This window comes from [Clostridium] cellulosi, from assembly GCF_036762875.1.
Classification (GTDB): domain Bacteria; phylum Bacillota; class Clostridia; order Oscillospirales; family Ethanoligenentaceae; genus Ruminiclostridium_D; species Ruminiclostridium_D cellulosi.
In genome coordinates this window covers 42,026-65,784 of sequence record NZ_JBAIZF010000018.1, presented here as the reverse complement: position 1 = coordinate 65,784, position 23,759 = coordinate 42,026, and the positions used below count along the sequence as shown (strand labels likewise).

Genomic DNA, 23,759 nt, shown 5'->3' with positions numbered 1-23,759 from the left:
GCTTTTCATGGATAAAGTAACACTTGCCTGCCCATGCCTGTTTGGCGTGGAAAGTCTTGTTGCCGATGAAATCAAGGCTCTCGGCTATAACGATGTCGAGACACAAAACGGCAGAGTCATCTTCCATGCCGACGAGTCGGCGATAGCAAGGGCGAATATATGGCTGCGCTGCGCAGAGCGCGTTCTTATAATGTTGGGAGAATTTGAGGCCCACAGCTTTGAAGACCTATTTCAAGGGGTCAAGGCCATACCATGGGAAAAATGGATAGGCCGCGATGACGCGTTCCCGGTAAAAGGCTGGTCGCTTAACTCAAAGCTTCACAGTGTGCCGGATTGTCAGGCAATTATAAAGAAAGCCATCGTGGAACATCTGAAAGAAAAATATCACGTCACTTGGTTTAAAGAGACGGGTGCCAAATTTCAAATCCAGTTTTCAATTTTAAAGGATAAGGTTTCAATATACATTGATACGTCCGGTGAAGGACTTCATAAAAGAGGATACCGCCGCAATTCCATTGAAGCCCCGCTCAAGGAGACACTCGCGGCCTCAATGGTAAAAATAGCGCGTTTTTACGCTGACAGGGCATTCTGTGACCCTATGTGCGGCTCAGGCACCATTCTCATCGAGGCAGCGCTTATAGGCAGAAATATAGCCCCGGGGCTTAATCGCAGTTTTGCGGCTGAAAATTTTCACCTTGACAAATCCATTTGGAAAGACGCGAGGGAAGAGGCCAGCGCCGCAATAAACAGCGAACCAATCGAGGTTTTCGGATATGATATCGACCAGAAGGCTGTTGAACTGACGCTTGAAAACGCCAAAAAAGCGGGCGTGGGGGACGTCATAACTGCTTCAAGGCAGGATCTGCGCGATTTTGCGCCTACACAGGAGCACGGGACGGTCGTTACAAACCCGCCTTATGGTGAGCGGCTTCTCGACATAAAAGCCGCTGAGGAAATTTACAAAACTATGGGTTCAGTGTTCTTAAAGCTCAAAGGCTGGCGATTCTATATTATCAGCCCGAGCGAAAATTTCGAATCGCTTTTTGGAAAGCGCGCCGACAAAAAACGCAAGCTCTATAACGGAATGATAAAATGCGAGTTTTTCCAGTATTTCCGAAGATAGCAGAGTAATTAGCAGACAGATATTATGAATGCCAGCGCAAAAAATCCGGTAATTTTTCAATAACACTGTGAATATGATACACAGTACTGGTTATAATTTCTCATGTTACACAAATCGCCCTATTAAAAAAATTGGGATATTATCAATATTGACGAAAATGCAAATGATGCTAATTAAAGACTTGATTTTTAATTAGTCAGTGATTACAATATGCTTAGCACTCATGGTTAAAGAGTGCTAATGGTTGAGTTAATAAAACACAGGTTCAGGGAGGAATTAAAAATGACGATTAAGCCTCTTGCTGACAGGGTGGTTATTAAAATGGTAGAAGCTGAAGAGACCACCAAGAGCGGCATTATTTTAACCGGTTCGGCCAAGGAAAAACCTGAAGTGGCTGAAGTAATAGCGGTAGGCCCAGGCGGTATGGTTGACGGCAAGGAAGTCAAAATGCTTGTCAAGGTTGGAGACAAAGTATTGACCAGCAAATACGCGGGCACCGAAGTTAAGGTTGACGGTACCCAGTATACTATCGTACGTCAGAGCGATATTCTTGCAATAGTTGAGTAATGTTGTAACGGAAGGAAAGAAGAACTATGGCAAAAGAGATTTTATTCGGAGAAGAAGCCCGCAAGGCTCTTCAAATCGGCGTTGATAAACTTGCAGACACCGTTAAGATAACACTTGGACCGAAAGGCCGTAATGTTGTTCTTGATAAAAAATTCGGTTCACCGTTAATTACAAACGATGGTGTTACAATAGCCAAGGAAATTGAGCTTGATGACCCGTTTGAGAACATGGGCGCACAGCTCGTCAAGGAAGTTGCTACAAAGACCAATGACGTTGCCGGTGACGGTACAACAACAGCAACACTGCTGGCGCAGGCTATGATCCGCGAAGGCATGAAGAATGTCGCCGCGGGTGCCAATCCGATGATAGTAAAGAAAGGTATCCAGAAGGCTGTCGACGCAGCAGTTGAAGGCTTAAAGGCAAACTCAAAGAAGATTACCGGCAGCTCAGATATAGCACGTGTTGCTACCATTTCAGCGGCTGATGAGGTCATTGGTAAACTCATAGCCGACGCTATGGAAAAGGTTACACATGATGGCGTTATAACTGTCGAAGAATCCAAGACGGCCGAAACAGAGTGCGAAGTCGTCGAAGGTATGCAGTTTGACCGTGGGTACATTTCACCATACATGTGCACAGACACCGATAAGATGGAAGCAGTCATCGACGATGCTCTCATTCTTATCACAGATAAGAAGATCTCCAGCATTCAGGATATCCTGCCGCTGCTTGAGCAGATCGTTCAGGCCGGCAAGAAGCTGGTAATTATCGCTGAGGACGTAGAGGGCGAAGCTCTTGCAACCCTTATCGTCAACAAGCTCCGTGGAACATTCAACTGCGTTGCTGTCAAGGCTCCTGGCTTTGGCGATAGACGTAAGGAAATGCTCCAGGATATCGCGATTTTGACCGGCGGTGAGGTTATCTCCTCTGATCTCGGCCTTGAGCTCAAAGATACCCAGTTGTCACAGCTCGGCCGTGCACGTCAGGTTAAGATCACAAAAGAGAACACAATCATTGTCAACGGCATGGGCGATCCTGAGGCAATCAAGAGCAGAATCAACCAGATTAAGAGCCAGATTGAGACAACTACTTCTGATTTTGACCGCGAGAAGCTCCAGGAGCGTCTTGCAAAGCTGTCAGGCGGTGTTGCTGTAATTAGAGTTGGCGCCGCGACCGAAACTGAAATGAAAGAGAAGAAGATGCGCATTGAGGATGCCCTCGCAGCAACAAAGGCTGCTGTTGAGGAAGGCATCGTAGCCGGCGGCGGCACTGCTCTTGTAAATGTTATTTCCAAGGTCAGCGCTCTGCTTGACAAGTGCGAAGATCAGGATGAAAAAACTGGTATCCGCATTGTCCTCAAGGCTCTCGAAGCACCGATCCGTCAGATTGCTAAGAACGCAGGCCTTGAAGGCAGCGTAATAATTGATAAGATTATCAGCTCTGGCAAGGTAAATTACGGTTTCGATGCTGCAAAAGAAGAATATGTTGACATGATTTCTGCTGGCATCGTTGACCCGACAAAGGTTACCCGCAGCGCTCTGCAGAATGCTGCTTCAGTTGCTTCTATGGTGCTCACAACCGAGTCACTTGTCGCTGACAAGAAAGAACCAGAAAACTCTGCTCAGAATCCTGCCGGTATGGGCGGAATGGGCGGTATGTATTAATTTCCCTCCCTTCAATAGATTCAGAAAGTGCGTTTCCGAAAGTACGGGAACGCACTTTTTTGCATTTCTTTGAAAAACTTTGGTTGACGCAGCGTCTTACAAAATGCTATTATTGACTATAGCCGAAAATGCGCATAATAATGACGGGAGGATAACGGCTTATAGCCGCAAATTTATGAAAGAGGATATATGTACTATACCGATAAATGTGGTATTTGAGAAAAAAGACGGGTGCCCTATCTGCCGCATGCGTGCAGAACTTGAGGAGCGCGCACTCGATTTCGTAATGGGCCCGGCAATGATGGAGCCTGACGTACGCCATGAAACCAATCGGCTCGGGTTTTGCCCTAAGCACATTGAAATCATGTATGGCCGGGGAAATAAGCTGCCCTTTGCCCTGATGCTTGAAAGCCATCTTATAGAGATAAATAACACGGTTTTTGAACGGCATAAAAAGAGCCTTCTGCGCAGCACAGCGTCACAGGCCGCTGCAAGCGCCAAAGACGCCAGAACAATGGCAGAGTCGTGTTATGTATGCGCGCGTGTTGAAAAAGCTATGAACAGTGAATTTGAAACACTGTGGCAAATGTGGAAAAAAGAAGAGGAGTTTCGGCAAAGCGTAGCCGATCAACCGTGCATCTGCATTTCCGATTATGCTGAGCTTATTGAGAGAGGCATGAAGGCACTGGATAAAAAATCATTTGAAGAATTTTACGATGTGATAACAAAAGTCGCTAAAAAAGGGCTTGCGGAGCTGCAGAGCAACGTCAGCGGGTTCTGCAGGATGTACGATTACCGCAATAACGGCGAGGATTTCGGAAACTTAAGAAACGCAGTAAAAGACGCGGTTTCGTATCTGACGGGAAGAATGCAGAAATAATATTAAAGCGGCGGATACCTATAAGTTCTGTAAAAGCGCGCCTATGTCCGTAAGGCTAACGCAAAAAAGGGCGCAAAAAAGCCCCTTTGTAATGCAGAACAAGGCTGCCCGCTTTTGGTTCCAATAAAGCGTATACCTGCGACAGTAACGGCTATAATACAACAAAATAGGGATTTACGTATATGGCTGTAAAAAGTGCATTTTATTAAAATGTGCCAAATATTAAATAAATTGTTGACAAACAGCTCGAAGGATGTTATTATTATAAGCGACAATGAAGCAGGAGAGCAAAAGCCTTCCTCACCCCATGCTTTTGGTTATGGGGTCAATACCGTAACTTCAGCTTTAGGATAGCTGTATTTATTTGGTGTTGAACGCGGAAGGACGATTTGTCTTTCCGCGTTAGTTGTTTATTAAAGGGCTTTTTTGGAGGTGCCGCATATCAGCAAGGAACTGCTCATCAATGAGGAGATTAAAGACAGGGAAGTTAGGGTAATTGATGCCGACGGTAATCAGCTTGGCATAATGCCGACGCGCGAAGCGCTTAAAATTTCGGCAGAAAAGAATCTTGATTTAGTTAAGATTGCTCCCAAGGCAACACCGCCTGTCTGCCGCATAATGGATTATGGCAAGTATCGGTTTGAATTAGCTAAGAAGGAAAAAGAAGCGAGAAAGAATCAAAAAGTTGTGGATGTTAAAGAGATTCGCATGTCGCTTAATATCGACACGCATGATCTCCAGACTAAGGTTAATCATGCACATCAATTTTTGAAAAGCGGTAATAAGGTAAAGGTAACAGTCCGCTTTCGCGGCCGCGAGATGGCTCATACGGAGCTGGGCGGCAACCTGCTTGCACGTTTTGCCGAGGCTTGCGCGGACTATGCCTCACTGGAAAAGCAGCCAAAGCTAGAAGGACGTAGCATGTCTTTGTTCCTGGCACCGAAGCCTGCGAATAACAAAGCATAACGTACTTAAGCAAAAGGGAGGTTACTACGATGCCGAAGTTGAAAAATCACAGCGGTTTGTCAAAACGTGTAAAGCTGACCAAAAACGGTAAGGTCAAGCGTGCACATGCATATAAGTCACATATTTTAAACAAGAAAACTACAAAGCGTAAAAGAGGTTTGAGACACGCAACCTATTTTGACGCTTCAAACATGAAGGCGGCAAAACGCCTCATCCCTTATATGTAAACAGATAGACCGCTGTCTGCGGTACGGAGGTAATAGAAAATGGCGAGAGTTAAGGGCGCGATAATGACGCGCAAAAGAAGAAAAAAGGTATTAAAGCTTGCCAAGGGTTACTGGGGCGGTAAGAGTAGGCTTTTCCGCACAGCTAACCAGGCAGTTATGAAGTCTTTGGCTTACGCATATGTAGGCCGTAAAAATAAAAAGCGTGATTTCCGTTCTTTGTGGATTACTCGTATTTCAGCGGGTTGCAAAATGAACGGTATAAACTACTCAACATTTATCTATGGACTTAAAAAGGCTGGCATTTCGCTCAACCGCAAGATGCTTTCAGAACTCGCGGTCAATGATGCACAGGCCTTTACAGCTCTTGTTGAGAAAGCAAAAGCGGCGCTTTAATCGCAGCTTAGCCCGGGTACAGAAATGCGCCCGGGCATTCGTGTTTTCAAGTGCAAATAGGTGGGAGGTCGTAATTACGGTTATTTCAAGCCGGGAAAATAAACTTGTAAAAGAATATATATCGCTTCGCGACAAGAGAAATAAACGCCGCGAAACAGGATTGTTTGTGATTGAGGGCGCAAGGCTTTCTTTTGACGCGGCGCAAAGCGGGACTGAGCTGACTGCCGTATTCATAACGCCTGAGGCTCAGGAGAAATACGCAGACTATTGCAGTGCTATTGAGCGGACAGGTGCCCCTGTCTACCAAATTACATCCAAGGTGGCTTCCCACCTGGCCGACACGCGCACGTCACAGGGTATCTTCTGCATAGCTAAAATGCGTGATACCTCCCTTGATATCACAAACTTAAACCCGAACGGCTTATATCTTGCACTTGAAAACCTTCAGGACCCCGGAAATCTCGGGACAATACTGCGTACAGCCGAGGCGATGGGGATTGACGGCATATTGCTTTCCTCAGGCTGCACCGACATCTATTCACCGAAAGTCGTAAGGGCCTCGATGGGCGCGGTTTTTCGGGTTGATTTTGTTTCGGGTCTTGACCTCACCACGGCACTAAGTACGTTAAAGGCAAAAGGGCACACAGTATTGGCCGCTGTTGCAAAAGGTGGGGAGGACTTGCTCTCTGTTGACTTCTCAAAAGGCGCCGTAGCGGTCATTGGCAATGAGGGAAACGGGCTTACCGACGACTGCATAAAGGCATGTTCAAAGAGCGTGACTGTAAGAATGAGGGGACGTGCCGAGTCGCTTAATGCCGCTGCTGCCGCGACAGTGATCATTTGGGAAATGACAAAGAAGCTGATGTAAGGATAGTTATAAATCTGGCTGATTCGGTTCGCAAACACAAATCGTATGGTTTTGACGGAGGTTATTATGGCAGAGGATTTGGTTGAACATTGGATCTGGCTGCAGCAGGTATTTGGAGCGGGCAGCCCTAAACCTGACAAGCTTGTTAAAGAATTCGGCGGCGTCGGGGCCGTCTATGAGGCAGGGCAGGCCGATTATCTGAAAACGGGCTTTTTGACTGAAAAAGAGATAAGGCGCCTTAATAACAAATCCCTTGAACGAAGCAAAAAGATAGTCAGCGACTGTATGAAAAATGGCTATAAGATATTAACGGCGCCAGATATGCCGCAGACGCTTCAAGATATATATGCGCCGCCCTGTGTCCTGTATGTATGGGGTGATCTTCCGCAGCCTTACGACAGCCTATATATTGCGATGGTCGGCACGAGAAACGTAACTCCATACGGGGTGGAGGTCGCCACAAAATTGTCAGTGGGGCTTGCACGCTGCGGGGTTACAGTAGTTAGCGGTTTGGCTGTCGGTGTCGACGCGGCGGCTCACAAAGGTGCGCTTAAGGGCGGCGGAAAAACCGTTGCGGTTGTCGGAGGCGGAATAGATATCGACTATCCTTCGGGACACCGGGAGCTAAAACGACTTATTTCTCAAAACGGGGCGGTTGTCTCGGAATATCCTCCTGGGACGTCTCCCGCCCGCGCGAATTTTCCGATAAGAAACCGCATAATTGCTGGGCTGTCGCTCGGTTGTGTTGTTGTCGAGGCCGGCAGCCGAAGCGGAGCGCTGATTACCGCGTCACTTGCGGCGGAAATGGGCAGAGATGTTTTTGCTGTTCCCGGCAGCATTTTCAGTTCTGAGAGCAAAGGCACAAACAGGCTGCTGCGGGACGGCGTCAAACCGGTTTGCGGCGTTATGGATATTTTGGAGGAATATATCGGACTTTTCCCTCAAAATATAATCTCAAAAATAACTTCAAGAGAACTGGAAATCGAAGAACAGCAGCTTAACTTTGATTCAGTTAAAAATAGTTCCCAAAGTACTGCTTCAAACGCAGAAAGACCGCCGCTTGCTAAAGGGACAAAAGAGAATGCCGATGAGCTTCCCTTTATAACACTTGATAATAACAACGGCCTGCAAAGCAGTGCTGGCACAGAATCAACAGCGAAAGCAAAATATGTTGAAAATAATTCTGTAAAGTCTTATCCACGCGCAGTGTCTTCACATAATGAAGGGGGAAAAACCAAGCAGTTGCCAACGTCCGCGGGGAACAGAGATGTTAACTCTGCGAACCACCTCGCGTCCTGCCCCCACGCAGCGTCTTCACATGATGAAGAGGAAAAAATCAATCAGTTGCCAACGTCCGCGGGGAACAGAGATGTTAACTCTGCGAACTACCTCGCGTCTTGCCCCCGCGCAGCGGGCTTGAGCGAAAAGCAGTTGTTGGTATATAATGTATTATCAGAAGTCCCGCAGCACGTTGATGATATTGCGCTGAAGGCGAATATGGAATTAAGAACAGTGCTGGCAGTGCTGACGACCCTGGAAATCGAGGGCTTTGTACAGTCCTTTCCGGGAAGAAGATATAAATTAGCCAGATAGATGAGAATACTTTTTTATTAAAAAGCATAAAAAGTTCTATTTTTTTAACGATACCCGTTATATAATAATTAAAGCAATTCCATAAGAAGTTAATCCTTTTATATCCACTGAAGAATTGTCCTAAATATAGCGACTGTTTTAGGAAAGAACAGTATTAAGACAAGTAAACTATAAAGGTGATATGTTAATGTCCGATTTGGTAATAGTTGAGTCACCCACAAAGGCGGATACAATAAAAAAATATCTCGGAAGAGGTTATAATGTCATAGCTTCAATGGGACATGTCCGAGACCTGCCAAAAAGCCGCATGGGTGTAGACTTAGACAATGGTTTCACGCCAGAATACATCTCAATAAGGGGCAAAGCCGCCCTTATAAAAATGCTTAAAAAGGAAGCAAAACAAAGCAAAAGAATTTATCTCGCAACAGACCCCGACCGCGAAGGAGAAGCAATAAGCTGGCACTTGTCAAAGATACTCGGTATCGACGAAGACGCGCCGGTCAGGGTTACATTCAATGAGATCACAAAAACCGCTGTCAAAGAGGGAATAAAACACCCGCGCAGCATTGACCTCAACCTTGTAAACGCACAGCAGGCCAGAAGAATCCTTGACCGCATCGTCGGTTACAGTCTAAGTCCCTTCCTGTGGAAAAAGGTAAAACGCGGGCTTTCTGCCGGTCGAGTCCAGTCTGTCGCGGTGCGTATGATAGTCGACAGGGAAGAAGAGATAAGGGCTTTCCAGCCGCAGGAATACTGGACCATAGAGGCCAAAGACCTAACTACAAAGAATTCAAAAAAAACCTTTGACGCAAAATTTTTCGGAGACAAAAACGGGAAAATTGAGATAAAGACAAAAGAACAGGCTGACGCCATACTTGAAAAGGTAAAAGAAGCGGAGTTTGCGGTTGTGTCTGTTAAGAAGAGTGAACGCAAACGCTCGCCCGCCCCTCCTTTTACCACCTCAACCCTTCAGCAGGAAGCGTCCAAACGCCTTAATTTTCAGTCAAAGAAAACTATGCAGATCGCGCAGGAGCTGTATGAAGGTGTTAAAATAAAGGACTACGGTGCAATAGGCCTTATCACCTATATGAGAACCGACTCGCTGCGTATTGCTGATGAGGCGCGGGAAAACGCGGCAAAGTTCATTGAGCAGCATTACGGCAAGGAATACCTGCCGGAAAAACCGCGCGTTTATAAGACGAAAAAGGGCTCTCAGGACGCACATGAGGCTATCCGCCCGACTGTGCAGGAACTGACTCCAGAGAAGGTCAAAGACAGCCTCACAAAAGACCAGTATAAACTCTATAAGCTCATCTGGGAGCGCTTTACGGCGAGTCAGATGGCAAACGAGGTTTTTGACACAGTGTCCGCCGATATTGACGCGGACGGCTATGTATTCAAAGCGGCCGGCAGCACCATTAAGTTCAAGGGCTTTGCCGCCGTTTATGAAGAAGCTGATACGGAAGCCACAGGCAAACCGTTGCCCGCATTGCAAGAGGGCGATATACTCAATAAAGGCGAAATTGAGGCGAGCCAGCATTTCACCCAGCCGCCTGCACGTTATACCGAGGCGTCGCTTATAAAGACGCTTGAGGAAAACGGCATAGGCAGGCCGAGCACATATGCCCCGACCATCACGACTATACTTGCCAGGGGATATGTCACAAGAGAGAACCGCCAGCTTGTGCCGACTCCACTCGGCGAGGTTACGACAAAGCTGATGAAAGAGAATTTTGCGGACATCGTCAGCGTTGAGTTTACGGCAAAGATGGAGGAAGACCTTGACAAGATAGAAGAGGGAGGACAAAACTGGGTTGATACGCTGAGCAATTTCTACAACGGTTTTAAGAATACGCTTAAGACCGCCGAAGAAGTGCTCGGTGACGTACATGTAAAGGTGCCGGACGAGGAATCAGACGTAATCTGTGAGAACTGCGGGCGCCGTATGGTAATTAAGATGGGCAAATACGGCAAATTCCTTGCATGTCCCGGATATCCTGAATGTAAAAATACAAAGCCTTTAGTCCAGGAAACAGGGGCATTATGCCCTGCCTGCGGCGGAAAAGTCCTGCAAAAGAAATCGAAGAACGGCAAGACTTATTACGGCTGTGAAAACAACCCGAAATGTCCGTTTATGACATGGGATGTGCCGCAGCAGCAGAAATGTCCTAAATGCGGGTCAAACCTGTTCAAAAAACGCGGCGGGGTACTGCATTGTCTTAAAGAAGGCTGCGGATATGAACAGGAAAGGGGAACAGATAAGTGAGTGAAGCTGCAATAACGGTTGTGGGAGCTGGCCTTGCCGGCTGTGAGGCCGCATGGCAGGCGGCAAACCGCGGCGTTAAGGTTACGCTTTATGAGATGAAGCCGAAAAAGTTCTCACCCGCTCATCACAGCCCCAACTTTGCGGAACTTGTCTGTTCAAATTCACTCAGGGCCGATAGGCTTGAAAACGCTGTAGGCCTTTTGAAGGAGGAAATGAGACGCCTCAACTCTGTCATTATGCGAGCGGCGGACGAGACCCGCGTTCCGGCGGGCGGCGCTCTGGCAGTTGACAGAGAGAAATTCTCACAGCGGGTAACATCCCTTGTGCGCTCACATCCGCTTATCACAGTCAAAGAAGAGGAAGTAACCGAGATACCAGACGGCTATTGTGTAATCGCAAGCGGCCCGCTGACATCTGATGCATTGTCGGACAGTATCGCAAAACTGACCGGACAATCCTATCTTCACTTTTTCGATGCGGCAGCGCCTATCGTGGAATTCGACAGTATAAACATGGAAAAAGCGTATTTTGCCGCGAGATATGGGCGCGGCGGAGACGATTATATAAACTGCCCGATGAATGAAGAGGAGTATGAGGCATTCTATCAGGCGCTTATTACCGCCGAAACTGCACCCCTCAAGGAATTTGACGAGAAGGAACTGAAGGTTTTTGAGGGCTGCATGCCGGTTGAGGTTATGGCAAAGCGCGGGCACGATACTCTACTTTTCGGGCCGCTTAAGCCTGTCGGGCTTCCCGACCCGAGGACGGGAAAAGTCCCATATGCAGTTGTGCAGCTAAGGCGCGACAATGCGGCGGGAAGCCTGTTCAATATAGTTGGATTTCAAACCCACTTAAAGTTTGGCGAGCAAAAGCGGGTGTTTTCAATGATACCCGGCTTGGAGAACGCCGTATTCGCACGTTACGGCGTCATGCACCGCAACACATATCTTGATTCTCCGGCATTGCTCGACCGCTTTTACAGGCTTAAGAGCCAAAACAGGATTTTTTTTGCAGGCCAGATAACAGGCGTTGAGGGTTATGTTGAGTCAGCGTCATCTGGGCTTGCCGCCGGCATATCGTGCGCGCGGGCGGCATTGGGAATGGAGCCGGCCGATTTTGGGCGCAGCACGGCGATAGGGTCGCTCGGGTATTATATAAGCTCAGCCGAACCCGGGCGGTTCCAGCCGATGAATATAAATTTCGGGATTATGCCGCCGCTCGAGGAGAAAATTCGCGATAAGCGCGAAAAATACAGGCGGATATCCGAAAGGGCACTTAAAGAAATAGACGCTATTGCTGCAAATCTATAAAATATGGAAGGCGTAAATATGAAGATATTAGTGGATGGTTTTGGAGGGGACAATTCTCCTGATGAAGTCATTAAAGGCTGCAGGTTGGCGGCGGATGAATACGGCGTTAATATAGCTCTGGTCGGCAATAAGCAAAAGCTCGAGGAAGCGGCCGGAAAACTCGGCGTGTCGCTTTCAGGGATAACAATAATCCATGCCGATGGGTTTATAACCATGGAAGATTCCCCGAGGGACGTATTAAAAAAGAAAGCTGACAGTTCAATGGCGGTCGGCCTAAAGGCCCTCGCGGACGGGCAGGGTGACGCTTTTGTCTCGGCGGGAAACACCGGAGCACTCGTTATGGGCACCAACTTCATCGTGAGGAGCATAGAGGGCGTTAAACGGATGGCCCTCGCGCCTATTCTCCCGTCAGAAAAGGGCTGTTTCATGCTGCTTGACGGCGGTGCCAACCTCGAATGCCGTCCCGATATGCTCTTGCAGTTCGGGCTGATGGGTTCGATTTATATGAACAAGATTTTGCATCTGGATGCGCCGCGGGTCGGATTGGTCAATGTAGGCACAGAGCCGACAAAAGGCACACAGTTGCAGCACGATACTTATGAGCTTCTTCAGAAGGCTGACTGCAATTTTATCGGCAACATTGAGTGCAGGGACCTGCCCTTGGGTGTCTGCGACGTGGCGGTTGCCGACGGCTTTACCGGCAATGTTATATTAAAGCTGACCGAAGGAGTAGGCCTTACCTTTGTCAATAACCTTAAAGCGCTGCTGACCCGAAACCTCTTGTCAAAACTCGCTGCGTTAGCAGTAAAGCCGGGGCTTTTGGAGTTTAAGAAAAAGATAGATTATACTGAATACGGCGGCGCGCCGCTTATGGGTGCTTCGAGGCCTGTTATAAAGGCCCACGGAAGTTCAAACGCTAAGGCGTTTAAAAACGCAGTGCGTCAGGCTATCGCTTTCGTATCCGAAGGCGTTGTTGATACAATAAAGGACAGCATGCAGGCATATGTCGGATAATTTTTCGTGAACATCAGTATCACTTAGGCATATCATGTAAGGGCCACAAAAAAGACTGCATAAGTTAAGTTTGCCTTTAATTTTGCAACATAATATTAGTAATAATTGACATATATTCTTATTGACAATTAGAGGCATATCGGCTGAACCGCAGGGCAAAATAGCCGCGATGGCAGTCTTTTGGAAACACTTGATTTAAAATTAGTTTTCTAAAAGTGGTAGGAGAGTGGGGTGCCTTTTGTGATAACAGAACGTGTCAAAGCCGTTATTGCCAATCAATTTGATGTTGAAGAGGAAGAAATCACTTCAGAAATGACGTTCAGCGAGCTTGGGGCCGACCCGCTTGACATAGCGGAACTTGTGGACGCCCTCGCTGATGAGTTTGACTGCGACATCCCGGTATCCTGTGCCGACAGTATTGAGACGGTGGGTGACGCGATCAAATGTGTGAAAAAGTATTTACGTCAGGTATAAATTAAAATGTATAATAATTGTTTTTGTCCGAGTTAATGGCTGTTTTACTCTGGAGGCTGAAAGCATAGAACCGGGTAATAGTCAGCCGGTTCTATGCGCTTCCTTAAAAATTTTCCGGCAGTTCTGGGCGATATTATTAAAAATGGTATGTTCGGAACTGCCGGTTGATAATACATTAAAAAGTAACGGAGAAATTTTGATGGATATCTCAGAATTTGAAAAAACAATTGGGTATAGTTTTAAGAACAAACAGCTTTTGATTACAGCCCTTACCCATTCCTCTTATGCGAACGAGGCAAAGGGGAAACATTATGAGAACAACGAGAGGCTTGAGTTTTTAGGCGACGCGGTTCTCGGCATTATTACGGCAGAATACCTTTTCATGCATAACGCCGATATTCCGGAAGGTGAACTGACAAGGCTCCGCGCCATGATGGTGTGTGAAAAATCGCTGTATAAGTTTGCTCTCCAGATAAACCTCGGCAAGTACTTAAGGCTTGGGCACGGCGAAGAAAATACGGGAGGGCGGCAGCGCCCCTCAATTCTCGCAGACGCGTTTGAAGCGGTTACTGCCGCCATCTATATTGACGGAGGGCTTGAGGCTGCAAAACGCCATATCACGCATTTTGCTGACCAGTTCTTTTCCTCACATATGAGCCCGAGGCTCAAGGATTATAAGACTACTCTGCAAGAGATTGTTCAGAAAAATCATGGCGAGCAGCTTAAATATGTACTTATTGAAGAAAGAGGCCCAGACCACAACAAGGAGTTTGTCGTAGAGGTTCACCTCAACAGCAATGTAATCGGCACCGGACGCGGAGGTAGCAAAAAGGAAGCCGAGCAGATGGCCGCCAAGGAAGCTCTGGCTTTGATGGGACAATGAAGAAAGCAAATGTAGCGATTTTTGTGCCGAACCTCGGCTGCCCGCATAAATGTTCGTTCTGTGACCAGACGAAAATAGCGGGGCAGGAATCGGCTCCGACGCCGGATGAAGTGAAAAGGACGGCGGAGACTGCATTGTCACGGCTTGGCCCAAAGGCAAAGGATTCAGAAATTGCCTTTTTTGGCGGCAGCTTTACGGCAGTCGAACATAACTACATGGTGTCCCTGCTTGAGGCGGCGCAGCCGTATATAGGAGAGAACGGCTTCAAGGGAATACGCATATCCACGCGGCCTGATGCCATTGACGCGAATATGCTTATTACCCTGAGGCAATACGGCGTGACGGCGATAGAACTCGGCGCCCAGAGTATGGACGACAGGGTGCTGGAGCTCAATTACCGCGGTCACAAAAAGCGGGATGTTGAACAGGCCTCAAAGCTCATTTCAGCTTATGGCTTTGAACTTGGGCTCCAGATGATGACGGGCCTTTACGGCTCAACGCGCGAAACCGACCTTAAAACTGCCCGAGAAATAGCGGATTTAAACCCCAAAACTGTACGCATTTATCCGACAATAGTTCTAAAAAATACACTTTTAGCGCGTTATCTCGACGAGGGTAAATATAACCCGCCCTCGCTGACGGACACTGTTGCGCTCTGCGCAGAACTGCTCTTATTTTTCCATGAGAGAAATATTTCAGTAATACGGCTGGGGCTGCATGCCGGGTCGGGCATCGAGAAAAATTACAAGGCAGGCCCGTGGCACCCGGCTTTCCGTGAGCTGTGCGAGAGCGTTATATATAAAGAAAAGGCGGAGGCAGCGCTGAAAAAACTCGGCGTCAAAGAAGGCGGCAGTGCTGTCCTTTATGTATCTCCGTCCGCCGTATCAAAGCTTGTCGGACAACACCGCCAGAATCTGACAAGCCTTGAAAACGCTTTTAAGGTGAGGTTAACTGTACGCGAACGCGATTTGCCTGAGTTTGTGGTAAATGCGGAAAAGTTTTCTAAGTAAATCTTTGCGGGGGTAGAAGAGTTTTGTACTTAAAATCTCTCGAAATACAAGGCTTTAAGTCATTTCCGGATAAAACGCTGCTTAAATTTGAAAAAGGGATAACAGCAGTAGTAGGACCGAACGGCAGCGGAAAAAGCAATATAAGTGACGCAATTCGCTGGGTTCTCGGGGAAGTTTCATCAAAAGCGCTGCGCGGAACCAAAATGGAGGATGTTATATTCGGCGGCACAGTGGACAGGCGTCCGCTGGGGTTTGCCGAGGTTTCTTTAACATTGGACAACACCGAGCGCAGACTGCCCTATGACAGTGACGAGGTCAAGATAACCCGCCGCTGCTACCGTTCCGGAGAGAGCGAATATTTAATCTGCGGAAAATCCGTGAGGCTAAAGGATATCCACGAGCTTCTCATGGATACGGGTCTTGGCCGCGACGGCTATTCAATAATCGGGCAGGGGCGTATCGACGAGATAGTCAGCGCGAAAAGCGAGGACAGGCGCCAAATCTTTGAGGAAGCGGCAGGCATATCAAAATACCGCAGCCGCAAAGAGGAATCGGAACGCCGCCTTGCTGAAACGGAGGAAAACCTCGTCCGTCTGCGGGATATTCTTGCGGAGCTTGAGTCCCGAGTCGGCCCACTAAAGGAACAAGCGGAAAAGGCAAAGAAGTACATAGAACTTGCGGGCGAAAAGAAAAATCTCGAAATCGGGTTGTGGCTCAATAACCTTGACAAGCAGCGCAGCGTTTTGCGCGAGCATGAAAACAGGCTGGAATATGCCCGCGCCCAGTACGACGCGGTTAATGAAAAGCTCGAGGCCGCCCAGGCGAAGATGGAAGCGGTATGGCTTGAATCGCAGAAAAAGGCTGCCCAGATTGAGCAGTTGCGCAGGGAAGCGCGCGAGCTTTATGAAACCGCCATACAAAAGCAGTCGCAGACCGGCATACTCCAAAACGATATAAACCACAACACCGAGAATATTGAGCGCTTAAACGATGAGATAAAAAAGGCTGAGAGTTCCGGCGACGAAAGCGAAACCGAGATGGCGAGAATCAATGCGGAAATCGAGAAGAAGCTCGCCGAAGCCGAGGAGATAGAAAAGCGCCTCACCGAATGTGAAAACGGTGTGACGGATATTTCAAAGCAGAGCGAGGGACTTTCTGGAGAACTCGAGAGAGCTGCGGCCGAACTGTCGGCGCTTACAATAAAGCTGTCCGACATCCGCGTCGAGAAAAACGGCGCAGTTGCTTCCATAGCACATTTGAAGGAGCGCTCCGAAGCGATAGACGGCGAAATAGCCGCGAGAGAGCAGAGGCTTTCAGAGGCTAAGTCAGGTTTAAAGGAAGCTGAAGCAAGGCTTTCAGAGCGGGATGCAGATATAGAAACGCTGTCGAATGAGCAGCGGGGCTATGAATTAAAGCTCAATTCGAAAAAGGACAAGCTGTCAAGGATAGACGAAAGCATCCGCTCTTTTACGCTGCAGTATGAAGGGAAAAAGCAGCGCGCCGCAATGCTCGAGGATATGGAACGCAGCCTTGAGGGCTTTTCTCAAAGCGTAAAGACCGTTATGCGTGAAAAAGCATACGGAAGGCTCAGCGGCATACATGCCCCTGTTTCAAAGATAATAGACGTGCCTGCGGAATACGCACTGGCCATTGAAACTGCCCTCGGGTTTTCCGCACAGCACATCGTTGTAGATACAGAAGAAAACGCGAAAGCGGCAATAGGCATGTTAAAGCGGACAAACGGCGGCCGCGCTACCTTCTTGCCAATAAGCTCAGTTCACGGCAATATCCTGTCGGAGCGCGGGCTTGAGTCCGAAAGCGGCTTCATCGGCATAGCAAGTGAGCTTATCAGCTTTGACAATAAGTATCAGGGCATAATCAGGAGCCTTTTGGGCCGGACAGCACTCGCGAAAGACCTTGACTGTGCCGTCCGGATAGCGCGAAAGTACAACTATCGTTTCAGGATTGTTACGCTTGACGGCCAGCTTGTCAATGCAGGCGGTTCCATGACGGGCGGTTCAACAAGTAAGAATATAGGCCTGCTGTCCCGTTCGGCGGACATAGCCAAACTCCGCAAAGAGGCCGAAGCGATAAAGCAGAGAATAGACGCGCTGACGGAGGAGCGGAAAACGCACGCTCAGCAGTATTCTGCGTTAGAGGCCTCCGTTTTGGGGATAAAAGGCGAGCTTGCGACGGCGCAGGAGGATAAAATCCGCATAGAGGCTGAAAAACGCCGCTTTGAGGAGCAAATAGCCCAAATAAACGACGAGATAGCCGCCTTAAAGAGAGAAAAAGAGGAATCCGCGCACAGAATAGCGGAGTATGAGAAAAAGGCCGCTGAAAACGACGAGGCAATAAAAGCTATCACCTTAAAAATAGAGGAAGAACAGCGCAAAACTGAGGACTTAGGTATAAGCAGAACCAAGCTCATGCGTATGCGTGAGGAGCGGACTGAAAAGCTTGCTGCCCTGCGCCTTGAGAAAGTCACATGCGAAAAGGATATCGAGGCTTTAAGGCAGGAACTCAACAATATCATTCTCCGCCGTCAGAGCAGTGAGGACAGGATAAAGGAACTTAAGCTGCAGATTGCGGAGCTTAACGCGAAGAGTGAACAGGCGAGGGCAGATATCCAGAGACTTAAGAATGAGGAAGAAGAGCTGCGCCGCCTGAGCGAAGAAAAGACTAAGGCTGCTGCAGAGCTTGCCGAAGAACGCGAAAAAATGGAGCGCGACACCGCCGATATGCGGGCTAATGAACGCGATCTTTCCGATGAAAAAGAAAAAATCAGCGAGGAGCTTGCAAGGCTCGAAGAGCGCAAGTCCACTGCACAGGCCGAATATGATTCGATTATTGCGCGCCTGCTTGACGAGTATGACATGACACGCTCACAGGCCGAGAAAACAGTGCCGAAGATTGAGAACCCTGCACAGGCGCAGCGAAGGCTCAATGAGGTCAAGAACAGCATAAAGGCCCTGGGTACAGTCAACGTCGGGGCAATTGAGGAATACAAGGAAGTAAACGAGCGGTACACGTTCATGAAGACTCAAACCGACGACGTCGAAAAATCGAAGCGTGAACTCGAAAAGCTCATTGCCGCGCTGACTGACAAGATGAGGGATATATTCAAGGAGCAGTTAGAAATCATAAACAAGAACTTCTCCGAGACATTCGTCGAACTGTTCGGCGGCGGGTCGGCTCATCTTGAACTGACCGAGCCGGAGGACGTGTTGAACTCAGGTATTGATATTATCGTTCAGCCGCCGGGCAAGATTATAAAGAACCTTTCAATGCTCTCCGGCGGAGAGCGGGCGTTTGTCGCAATCGCGCTTTACTTTGCGATTTTAAAGGTTCGGCCGTCGCCGTTCTGCGTGCTTGACGAGATTGAGGCGGCGCTGGACGACGCGAACGTCTCAAGGTTCTCTGCATATTTGCGCCGCATGTGCGGGAATACCCAGTTTATCGTTATAACCCACCGCCGCGGCACTATGGACGAGGCGGACGTGCTTTACGGCGTTACAATGCAGGACGAGGGCGTTTCAAAGCTGCTCACGTTGGACGTCGACGAGCTGGTCGAGAAGCTCGGCCTTAAAAATTGAATATAAGAGGCTAAGGTTCTGCAGGTTCAGGTTTCGGCGGAATCTGGACCTGCCTATTTTATGCCGTTGACGCATCACGTAGTTGTATAAATAAAAGAAATTAAGTAAAATATTGTAATAATTAAAGAATAAATTCAAAAATAATTATTGCCATAAGCGCTAAAATCGCCATGAAACTGTTGCCATATGTCAATACTGATAGTACAATATATATTACTCCTATTTTTTATTTAGCTAATTTTTGAAATTACTTTATGCCATTGCGGCAGGATGGAGTAACGATGGGCTTTTTTGAAAAAATAAAAAACGGGCTTGCAAAAACGCGTGAAAGTGTTATGAAACAGGTTAACGGCGTTTTCAAGTCCTTCACAAAAATTGATGAGGAACTTTTTGAAGACCTGGAAGAAATTTTGGTAAGCTCCGATGTGGGCATCGAGACGTCGGAGTATATCATCTCGGAGCTGCGCGCTAAGGTTAAAAAGGAAGGCGTAAGTGATCCGGCCGATGTCAAAAAGCTGCTTCAGGAGATAATGGCGCAGATGTTGTCTGGCGGCGAGGAACTTGACCTTTCGACAAAGCCGTCGGTAATTCTCGTAATCGGAGTAAACGGCGTCGGCAAGACGACGACGATAGGCAAAATGGCGGCGAATCTAAAATCTCAAGGCAAGCGCGTAATCTTGGCGGCGGCGGATACATTCCGCGCGGCGGCCATCGACCAGCTCGAGATATGGGCCCAGCGGGCCGGAGTTGAGATTGTAAAGCAGAAAGAGGGTGCGGACCCGGCGGCGGTTATATTTGATGCCATCAATGCCGGCAAGGCAAGAGGCGCCGACGTAGTAATATGCGACACCGCAGGGAGACTGCACAACAAGAAAAATCTCATGGATGAGCTGGCTAAGATATCCAAGGTTATCGAAAGGGAACTGCCGGGCGCGGCGCGCGAAAATCTTCTGGTTCTCGACGCTACGACGGGGCAGAACGCCGTCAATCAGGCGAAGGTTTTCAAAGAGGTGGCGGGGCTTACCGGTATTGTGCTGACCAAGCTTGACGGTACAGCCCGCGGCGGCGTAGTTTTCGCGATAAAGCATGAACTGGGTGTACCTGTAAAATATGTGGGTGTCGGTGAAGGAATTGACGACCTGCAGCCGTTCAATGCCAGCGACTTTGTCGACGCCTTGTTTTCAGAAAAATAGAAAAGAGGGACAGCCGTGAAATTTCTAATTGCGACGAACAATGAGGATAAGCTGAAGGAAATCAGGCATATACTCGCGCAGTTCGGTATCGAGGGTATTTCGCTTAAGGAAGCCGGGGTCACATCAAAGCCGGAAGAGACAGGCGCTACCTTTGAGGATAACGCGAGAATCAAAGCGTTAAGCGGCATGGAAGCAACCGGTTTGCCGACAGTTGCCGACGATTCCGGACTTATGGTTGAGGCGCTTCACGGCGCGCCCGGCGTCTATTCGGCCCGTTATGCTGGCGAAAACGCCACTGACAGCGACCGCATAAATAAGTTGCTTTATGAGATGCGCGATGTCCCGGCCGGAGCAAGAGATGCCAAGTTCGTCTGCGCTATTTGCTGTGCCTTCCCAGATGGAAACATAATTAATGCACACGGCGAATGTGAAGGTTCAATTGCTTTTGCACCTCAGGGCAAAGGCGGGTTCGGCTATGACCCAATTTTCATCGAAAAAACCACAGGGAAAAGCTTTGCGCTGCTTGCCGGCGAAGAGAAAGACAGGCTTAGCCACCGCGGCAAGGCACTTGCGCAGTTCGCGAAACTGCTGCATAAGCGTTTCGGTGCGTAGCAGGACCTTTATTAATAAATGTTATTTGTAAATAAGTAGGAGGAATATATTTGCTGACTTCAAAACAACGCGCTAAACTCAAATCCATCGCGAGCACGGCTGACACTATAGGGCAGATTGGCAAATTAGGGCTTAATGACACAACCTACGAACAGGTATCTCAGGCGCTTGCAGCCCGGGAGCTTGTAAAATATAGAGTGCTTGAGACCTGCCCGTTGTCTCCCCGCGAGGCGGCAGAGCTTCTCGCGGAAAAAACGGGCGCCCAGGTGGTTCAGGTCATAGGCTCGCGTATTGTGCTCTACCGCCCGAATCCGGAAAAACCGGTGATCCAACTGTGACAGAGCGCATCGGAATCTTAGGGGGTACCTTCAATCCCATTCACAACGGTCACATCAAGCTGGCTCTTGAATTTATCGAGAGGCTCGGCCTTGACAGGCTGCTTCTGATACCGGTGTGGACACCGCCGCACAAAAGCGCGGACGGCATGCTTCCCGCTGATTTAAGGCTTGAGATGTGCCGCTTGGCTGCTTCAGCTTATCCGAAGATTGAAGTGAGCAGTATAGAAATCGAGCGTGGCGGGACAAGCTATACTGTCGACACGCTTAAGGAGTTAAAGAAGCTGTATCCGGAAGCGAGGCTTTTTCTGATAACCGGCTCGGATATGTTCCTGACTCTCGATAAGTGGAAAGATTTCAAGGCCATTGCGGAAATGGCGGATCTATGCGCATGCGCAAGGCATGGGGGAGAATACTCTAAATTGAAGCAGTTCGCCCTCAAGCTTGAGAAAGAATACGGGGCAAGGTGCCATATAGAGGATTTCCCAGTTGTCGACTTGTCGTCAACGGATGTGCGCGAGCGTCTCAAAAATATGCATAGTGCAAAGGGCCTTGTGCCGGACGAAGTATTGAAGTTCATTGAAGACAAAGGGCTTTATAGGGATAAGCCCGGCAGTGACAGGAGCAATTTAATGGACAGCGGCTCTTACGAAGAAAAACTCAGCTATTTTCGGGACATACTAAAAAGAAGACTTAGCGAAAAAAGATTCATTCATTCGCTGGAGGTATCAAAGGAAGCCGAATTTCTTGCAAAAAAGTTCGGCGCCGATGTCAAAAAGGCTGAATTTGCGGGCCTTGTTCACGATATTGAGAAAGAAACGCCGAAGGATGTCCAGTTGCAAACGATAGAAAAATATAGTATAATCCTTGATGATGTCGAGAGGTCGGCTCCAAAGCTGCTGCACGCTATTAGCGGCGCGGCTGTGCTACAATATGAACATAAGATAACCGATACGGAAATTCTTAATGCCGTACGGTATCACACGACGGCAAGAGCGGGTATGAGCCTGCTTGAAAAGATTATCTACCTTGCCGATTACATTTCGGCCGACCGTGACTATGATGGTGTGGACGAATTGCGCCGAACGGTTCATTCATCCCTTGAAAAAGGGCTGGATGTCTGTTTGCGTTTTTCTATTGAGGAGCTTCTTAAAAAGGGAGCGCCTATCCATCTTGACACGGTACGAGCTCGAAATGAGCTGATATTGGCAAGGAAGGATTCAGAATAAGGCGACTTTATAAGCTGACAGACGGCTGATAAAGTTAATTTGCGCCGGTTTTCCGGTGCAAATGCTCACTTGCCAATCGGCTTAAACGTCCGGACTTTGTCCGGTGCTGGAGGTCGATTTTTTGAAACATCAAGGAGCATTAAAACGCGGCATACTGATATTTGTTATTGCCGCAACTTTTATCACCGTGGCTGCCGCAGCAGGAACGGCTGCGCTCAAAAACTGGAGGCCTTTGAAGGAAAAGGGCTCAGCGCCCGAAACCGCCTCAAAAACATCTTCGACAGAAGACTTTTCGAATTTCCTTTTGTGCGGGATTGATAATACAAATTCGCTGACCGATGTTATCATGGTTGCGAATTTTGACAGCAAAAATCATAAGCTCACGTTGTTGCAAATCCCGCGGGACACCTATGTCAGCGGGGATGTGCCGTCGCACAAATATAACGCCGTTTACAGCCATCACGACAAGAATGTGAGCGGCATGGAGACGCTGAAAGCCCAAATTGAAAACGATTTCGGAATAACTATCGACCATTACGCGGCTGTAACGACAAAAGGGTTTAGAAAGATTGTCGACGCGGTCGGCGGGGTCGACATTGACGTACCGATCAATATGAATTATGACGACGATGAGCAGGATCTTCACATCCATCTGAAAAAAGGGCTTCAGCACTTAAACGGGGCAAAAGCGGAACAATTTGTACGCTACAGAAAAGGATGGTCCCAGGGCGATTTGGGGCGGCTCAACGCCCAAAGAATCTTTCTGGCGGCACTGATGCAAAAGATTAAATCCATGAGCGCTTGGGAAATTGGAACAAAGATAGTTCCGGTAGTATCTGCCCCCAATTTCCTGACGGATTTGTCAGGGTATCAAATGCTTGAGTTTTATAACTTGGCAAAGGATATAAACTTATCCGACGCCGCTGTTTACACTATGCCCGGTGAACCATTCAGTTTGGACGGCGTAGATTATTATTCGGTGCATAAGGACGAACTTTTAGAAATTTTAAATGCTCACTTTGTGCCCGAGGACACTGAGCTAAGCATATATGACCTTAAAATTGTACAGATGGCTGATTCAGTCAAAACGGACAACAACGCCGATGATTTTGAAAATATACTGTCAGGCAACAGATGATTTGATACGAAGAATTGATATTTAAGGAGGCGGTATTCCTGACAGGCAAAGAAATTTTAAAAGAGGCAGTCAAGATTCTAAACGGCAGAAAAGCTGAGGACATCAAAGCGATTGATATTGCCGGCATAAGCATCTTAGCCGACTATTTCCTCATAGCGTCGGGCAGCAGCACCACACAGGTCCGCGCGCTGGCTGAGGAGCTTGAATTCAAGTTGTCAGAGATTGGGGTAGAACCTCTCCGCGTTGAAGGCATGCAGTCTTCTACATGGATTATACTCGATTACGGATCAGTCGTAATTCATATATTCCACCGTGATACGCGGAGTTTCTATAATCTTGAAAGACTTTGGGCCGACGGCAGAGAAGTCGAACTGTCCAAGGTAGCTGACGGCGGAAGTGCTGGGGCACAATAACGCCG

General features: G+C 48.1%; 22 protein-coding genes. All 22 read left to right on the top strand.

Annotated elements, in window-relative coordinates; translation table 11 throughout:
* Window positions 1–7 precede the first annotated feature (7 nt).
* A complete protein-coding gene (locus V6C21_RS05210; protein WP_034840266.1) occupies window positions 8–1,123 on the top strand; it encodes a THUMP domain-containing class I SAM-dependent RNA methyltransferase in 1,116 nt (371 codons plus the stop codon).
* Window positions 1,124–1,405: 282 nt separating this feature from the next.
* Window positions 1,406–1,690: a co-chaperone GroES gene (locus V6C21_RS05205; protein ID WP_034840264.1), complete on the top strand. Its 285-nt coding sequence runs from the start codon at window positions 1,406–1,408 to the stop codon at window positions 1,688–1,690.
* Window positions 1,691–1,716: 26 nt separating this feature from the next.
* Window positions 1,717–3,354 carry a chaperonin GroEL gene (gene groL, locus V6C21_RS05200; protein ID WP_045085260.1) on the top strand — a complete coding sequence of 546 codons (1,638 nt, stop codon included), beginning with the start codon at window positions 1,717–1,719 and terminating at the stop codon, window positions 3,352–3,354.
* 175 nt (window positions 3,355–3,529) lie between these two features.
* Window positions 3,530–4,234 (top strand): DUF6062 family protein, encoded by a 705-nt coding sequence (locus V6C21_RS05195; protein ID WP_034840259.1) that lies wholly within the window; start codon window positions 3,530–3,532, stop codon window positions 4,232–4,234.
* 426 nt (window positions 4,235–4,660) lie between these two features.
* Window positions 4,661–5,200, top strand: a complete 540-nt coding sequence (gene infC, locus V6C21_RS05190) for a translation initiation factor IF-3 (RefSeq protein ID WP_084228649.1) — start codon at window positions 4,661–4,663, stop codon at window positions 5,198–5,200.
* 29 nt (window positions 5,201–5,229) lie between these two features.
* Complete coding sequence (gene rpmI, locus V6C21_RS05185) at window positions 5,230–5,427, top strand: 50S ribosomal protein L35 (protein ID WP_034840256.1); 198 nt, start codon at window positions 5,230–5,232, stop codon at window positions 5,425–5,427.
* A gap of 39 nt (window positions 5,428–5,466) precedes the next feature.
* Window positions 5,467–5,820 carry a 50S ribosomal protein L20 gene (gene rplT / locus V6C21_RS05180; RefSeq protein ID WP_045085261.1) on the top strand — a complete coding sequence of 118 codons (354 nt, stop codon included), beginning with the start codon at window positions 5,467–5,469 and terminating at the stop codon, window positions 5,818–5,820.
* A complete protein-coding gene (locus V6C21_RS05175) occupies window positions 5,795–6,688 on the top strand; it encodes a TrmH family RNA methyltransferase (RefSeq protein ID WP_051492472.1) in 894 nt (297 codons plus the stop codon). Before rplT ends, V6C21_RS05175 begins: the two co-directional genes overlap by 26 nt.
* 66 nt (window positions 6,689–6,754) lie before the next feature.
* Window positions 6,755–8,281, top strand: coding sequence for a DNA-processing protein DprA (gene dprA / locus V6C21_RS05170; protein ID WP_479268513.1), 1,527 nt, complete (start codon window positions 6,755–6,757; stop codon window positions 8,279–8,281).
* A gap of 187 nt (window positions 8,282–8,468) precedes the next feature.
* Window positions 8,469–10,547 carry a type I DNA topoisomerase gene (gene topA / locus V6C21_RS05165; protein WP_045085262.1) on the top strand — a complete coding sequence of 693 codons (2,079 nt, stop codon included), beginning with the start codon at window positions 8,469–8,471 and terminating at the stop codon, window positions 10,545–10,547.
* Complete coding sequence (trmFO, locus tag V6C21_RS05160; RefSeq protein ID WP_034840249.1) at window positions 10,544–11,857, top strand: methylenetetrahydrofolate--tRNA-(uracil(54)-C(5))-methyltransferase (FADH(2)-oxidizing) TrmFO; 1,314 nt, start codon at window positions 10,544–10,546, stop codon at window positions 11,855–11,857. Before topA ends, trmFO begins: the two co-directional genes overlap by 4 nt.
* Before the next feature lie 18 nt (window positions 11,858–11,875).
* Complete coding sequence (gene plsX / locus V6C21_RS05155) at window positions 11,876–12,871, top strand: phosphate acyltransferase PlsX (protein ID WP_045085263.1); 996 nt, start codon at window positions 11,876–11,878, stop codon at window positions 12,869–12,871.
* Window positions 12,872–13,111: 240 nt separating this feature from the next.
* Entirely contained in the window at window positions 13,112–13,345 is a 234-nt protein-coding gene (acpP, locus tag V6C21_RS05150; protein WP_034840583.1) for an acyl carrier protein, read from the top strand.
* A gap of 199 nt (window positions 13,346–13,544) precedes the next feature.
* Window positions 13,545–14,228: a ribonuclease III gene (rnc, locus tag V6C21_RS05145; protein WP_045085922.1), complete on the top strand. Its 684-nt coding sequence runs from the start codon at window positions 13,545–13,547 to the stop codon at window positions 14,226–14,228.
* Window positions 14,225–15,238 carry an elongator complex protein 3 gene (locus tag V6C21_RS05140; RefSeq protein WP_479268512.1) on the top strand — a complete coding sequence of 338 codons (1,014 nt, stop codon included), beginning with the start codon at window positions 14,225–14,227 and terminating at the stop codon, window positions 15,236–15,238. The genes rnc and V6C21_RS05140 overlap by 4 nt, the downstream gene beginning before the upstream one ends.
* 23 nt (window positions 15,239–15,261) lie before the next feature.
* Complete coding sequence (gene smc / locus V6C21_RS05135; RefSeq protein WP_479268511.1) at window positions 15,262–18,834, top strand: chromosome segregation protein SMC; 3,573 nt, start codon at window positions 15,262–15,264, stop codon at window positions 18,832–18,834.
* Between the two features lie 281 nt (window positions 18,835–19,115).
* The gene (gene ftsY / locus V6C21_RS05130; RefSeq protein WP_034840238.1) at window positions 19,116–20,027 is read left to right on the top strand and encodes a signal recognition particle-docking protein FtsY; all 912 of its coding nucleotides are present in this window, start codon (window positions 19,116–19,118) and stop codon (window positions 20,025–20,027) included.
* A gap of 15 nt (window positions 20,028–20,042) precedes the next feature.
* Window positions 20,043–20,639 carry an RdgB/HAM1 family non-canonical purine NTP pyrophosphatase gene (rdgB, locus tag V6C21_RS05125; RefSeq protein ID WP_034840236.1) on the top strand — a complete coding sequence of 199 codons (597 nt, stop codon included), beginning with the start codon at window positions 20,043–20,045 and terminating at the stop codon, window positions 20,637–20,639.
* A 50-nt stretch (window positions 20,640–20,689) separates the two neighbouring features.
* The gene (locus tag V6C21_RS05120; protein WP_034840234.1) at window positions 20,690–20,977 is read left to right on the top strand and encodes a YhbY family RNA-binding protein; all 288 of its coding nucleotides are present in this window, start codon (window positions 20,690–20,692) and stop codon (window positions 20,975–20,977) included.
* On the top strand, window positions 20,974–22,203 hold the full coding sequence (nadD, locus tag V6C21_RS05115) for a nicotinate-nucleotide adenylyltransferase (RefSeq protein ID WP_034840232.1): 1,230 nt from the start codon (window positions 20,974–20,976) through the stop codon (window positions 22,201–22,203). Before V6C21_RS05120 ends, nadD begins: the two co-directional genes overlap by 4 nt.
* A 121-nt stretch (window positions 22,204–22,324) precedes the next feature.
* Window positions 22,325–23,341: an LCP family protein gene (locus V6C21_RS05110; protein WP_479268510.1), complete on the top strand. Its 1,017-nt coding sequence runs from the start codon at window positions 22,325–22,327 to the stop codon at window positions 23,339–23,341.
* A gap of 14 nt (window positions 23,342–23,355) precedes the next feature.
* Window positions 23,356–23,754 carry a ribosome silencing factor gene (gene rsfS, locus V6C21_RS05105; protein ID WP_479268509.1) on the top strand — a complete coding sequence of 133 codons (399 nt, stop codon included), beginning with the start codon at window positions 23,356–23,358 and terminating at the stop codon, window positions 23,752–23,754.
* The last annotated feature ends 5 nt before the right edge of the window (window positions 23,755–23,759 follow it).

What these genes read in the sequence shown, in the direction of transcription:
- V6C21_RS05210 (WP_034840266.1), top strand. Translation starts at nt 8, where the DNA reads ATGGATAAAGTAACACTTGCCTGCCCATGCCTGTTTGGCGTGGAAAGT.
- V6C21_RS05205 (WP_034840264.1), top strand. Translation starts at nt 1,406, where the DNA reads ATGACGATTAAGCCTCTTGCTGACAGGGTGGTTATTAAAATGGTAGAA.
- groL (WP_045085260.1), top strand. Translation starts at nt 1,717, where the DNA reads ATGGCAAAAGAGATTTTATTCGGAGAAGAAGCCCGCAAGGCTCTTCAA.
- V6C21_RS05195 (WP_034840259.1), top strand. Translation starts at nt 3,530, where the DNA reads ATGAAAGAGGATATATGTACTATACCGATAAATGTGGTATTTGAGAAA.
- rpmI (WP_034840256.1), top strand. Translation starts at nt 5,230, where the DNA reads ATGCCGAAGTTGAAAAATCACAGCGGTTTGTCAAAACGTGTAAAGCTG.
- rplT (WP_045085261.1), top strand. Translation starts at nt 5,467, where the DNA reads ATGGCGAGAGTTAAGGGCGCGATAATGACGCGCAAAAGAAGAAAAAAG.
- dprA (WP_479268513.1), top strand. Translation starts at nt 6,755, where the DNA reads ATGGCAGAGGATTTGGTTGAACATTGGATCTGGCTGCAGCAGGTATTT.
- topA (WP_045085262.1), top strand. Translation starts at nt 8,469, where the DNA reads ATGTCCGATTTGGTAATAGTTGAGTCACCCACAAAGGCGGATACAATA.
- plsX (WP_045085263.1), top strand. Translation starts at nt 11,876, where the DNA reads ATGAAGATATTAGTGGATGGTTTTGGAGGGGACAATTCTCCTGATGAA.
- rnc (WP_045085922.1), top strand. Translation starts at nt 13,545, where the DNA reads ATGGATATCTCAGAATTTGAAAAAACAATTGGGTATAGTTTTAAGAAC.
- V6C21_RS05140 (WP_479268512.1), top strand. Translation starts at nt 14,225, where the DNA reads ATGAAGAAAGCAAATGTAGCGATTTTTGTGCCGAACCTCGGCTGCCCG.
- ftsY (WP_034840238.1), top strand. Translation starts at nt 19,116, where the DNA reads ATGGGCTTTTTTGAAAAAATAAAAAACGGGCTTGCAAAAACGCGTGAA.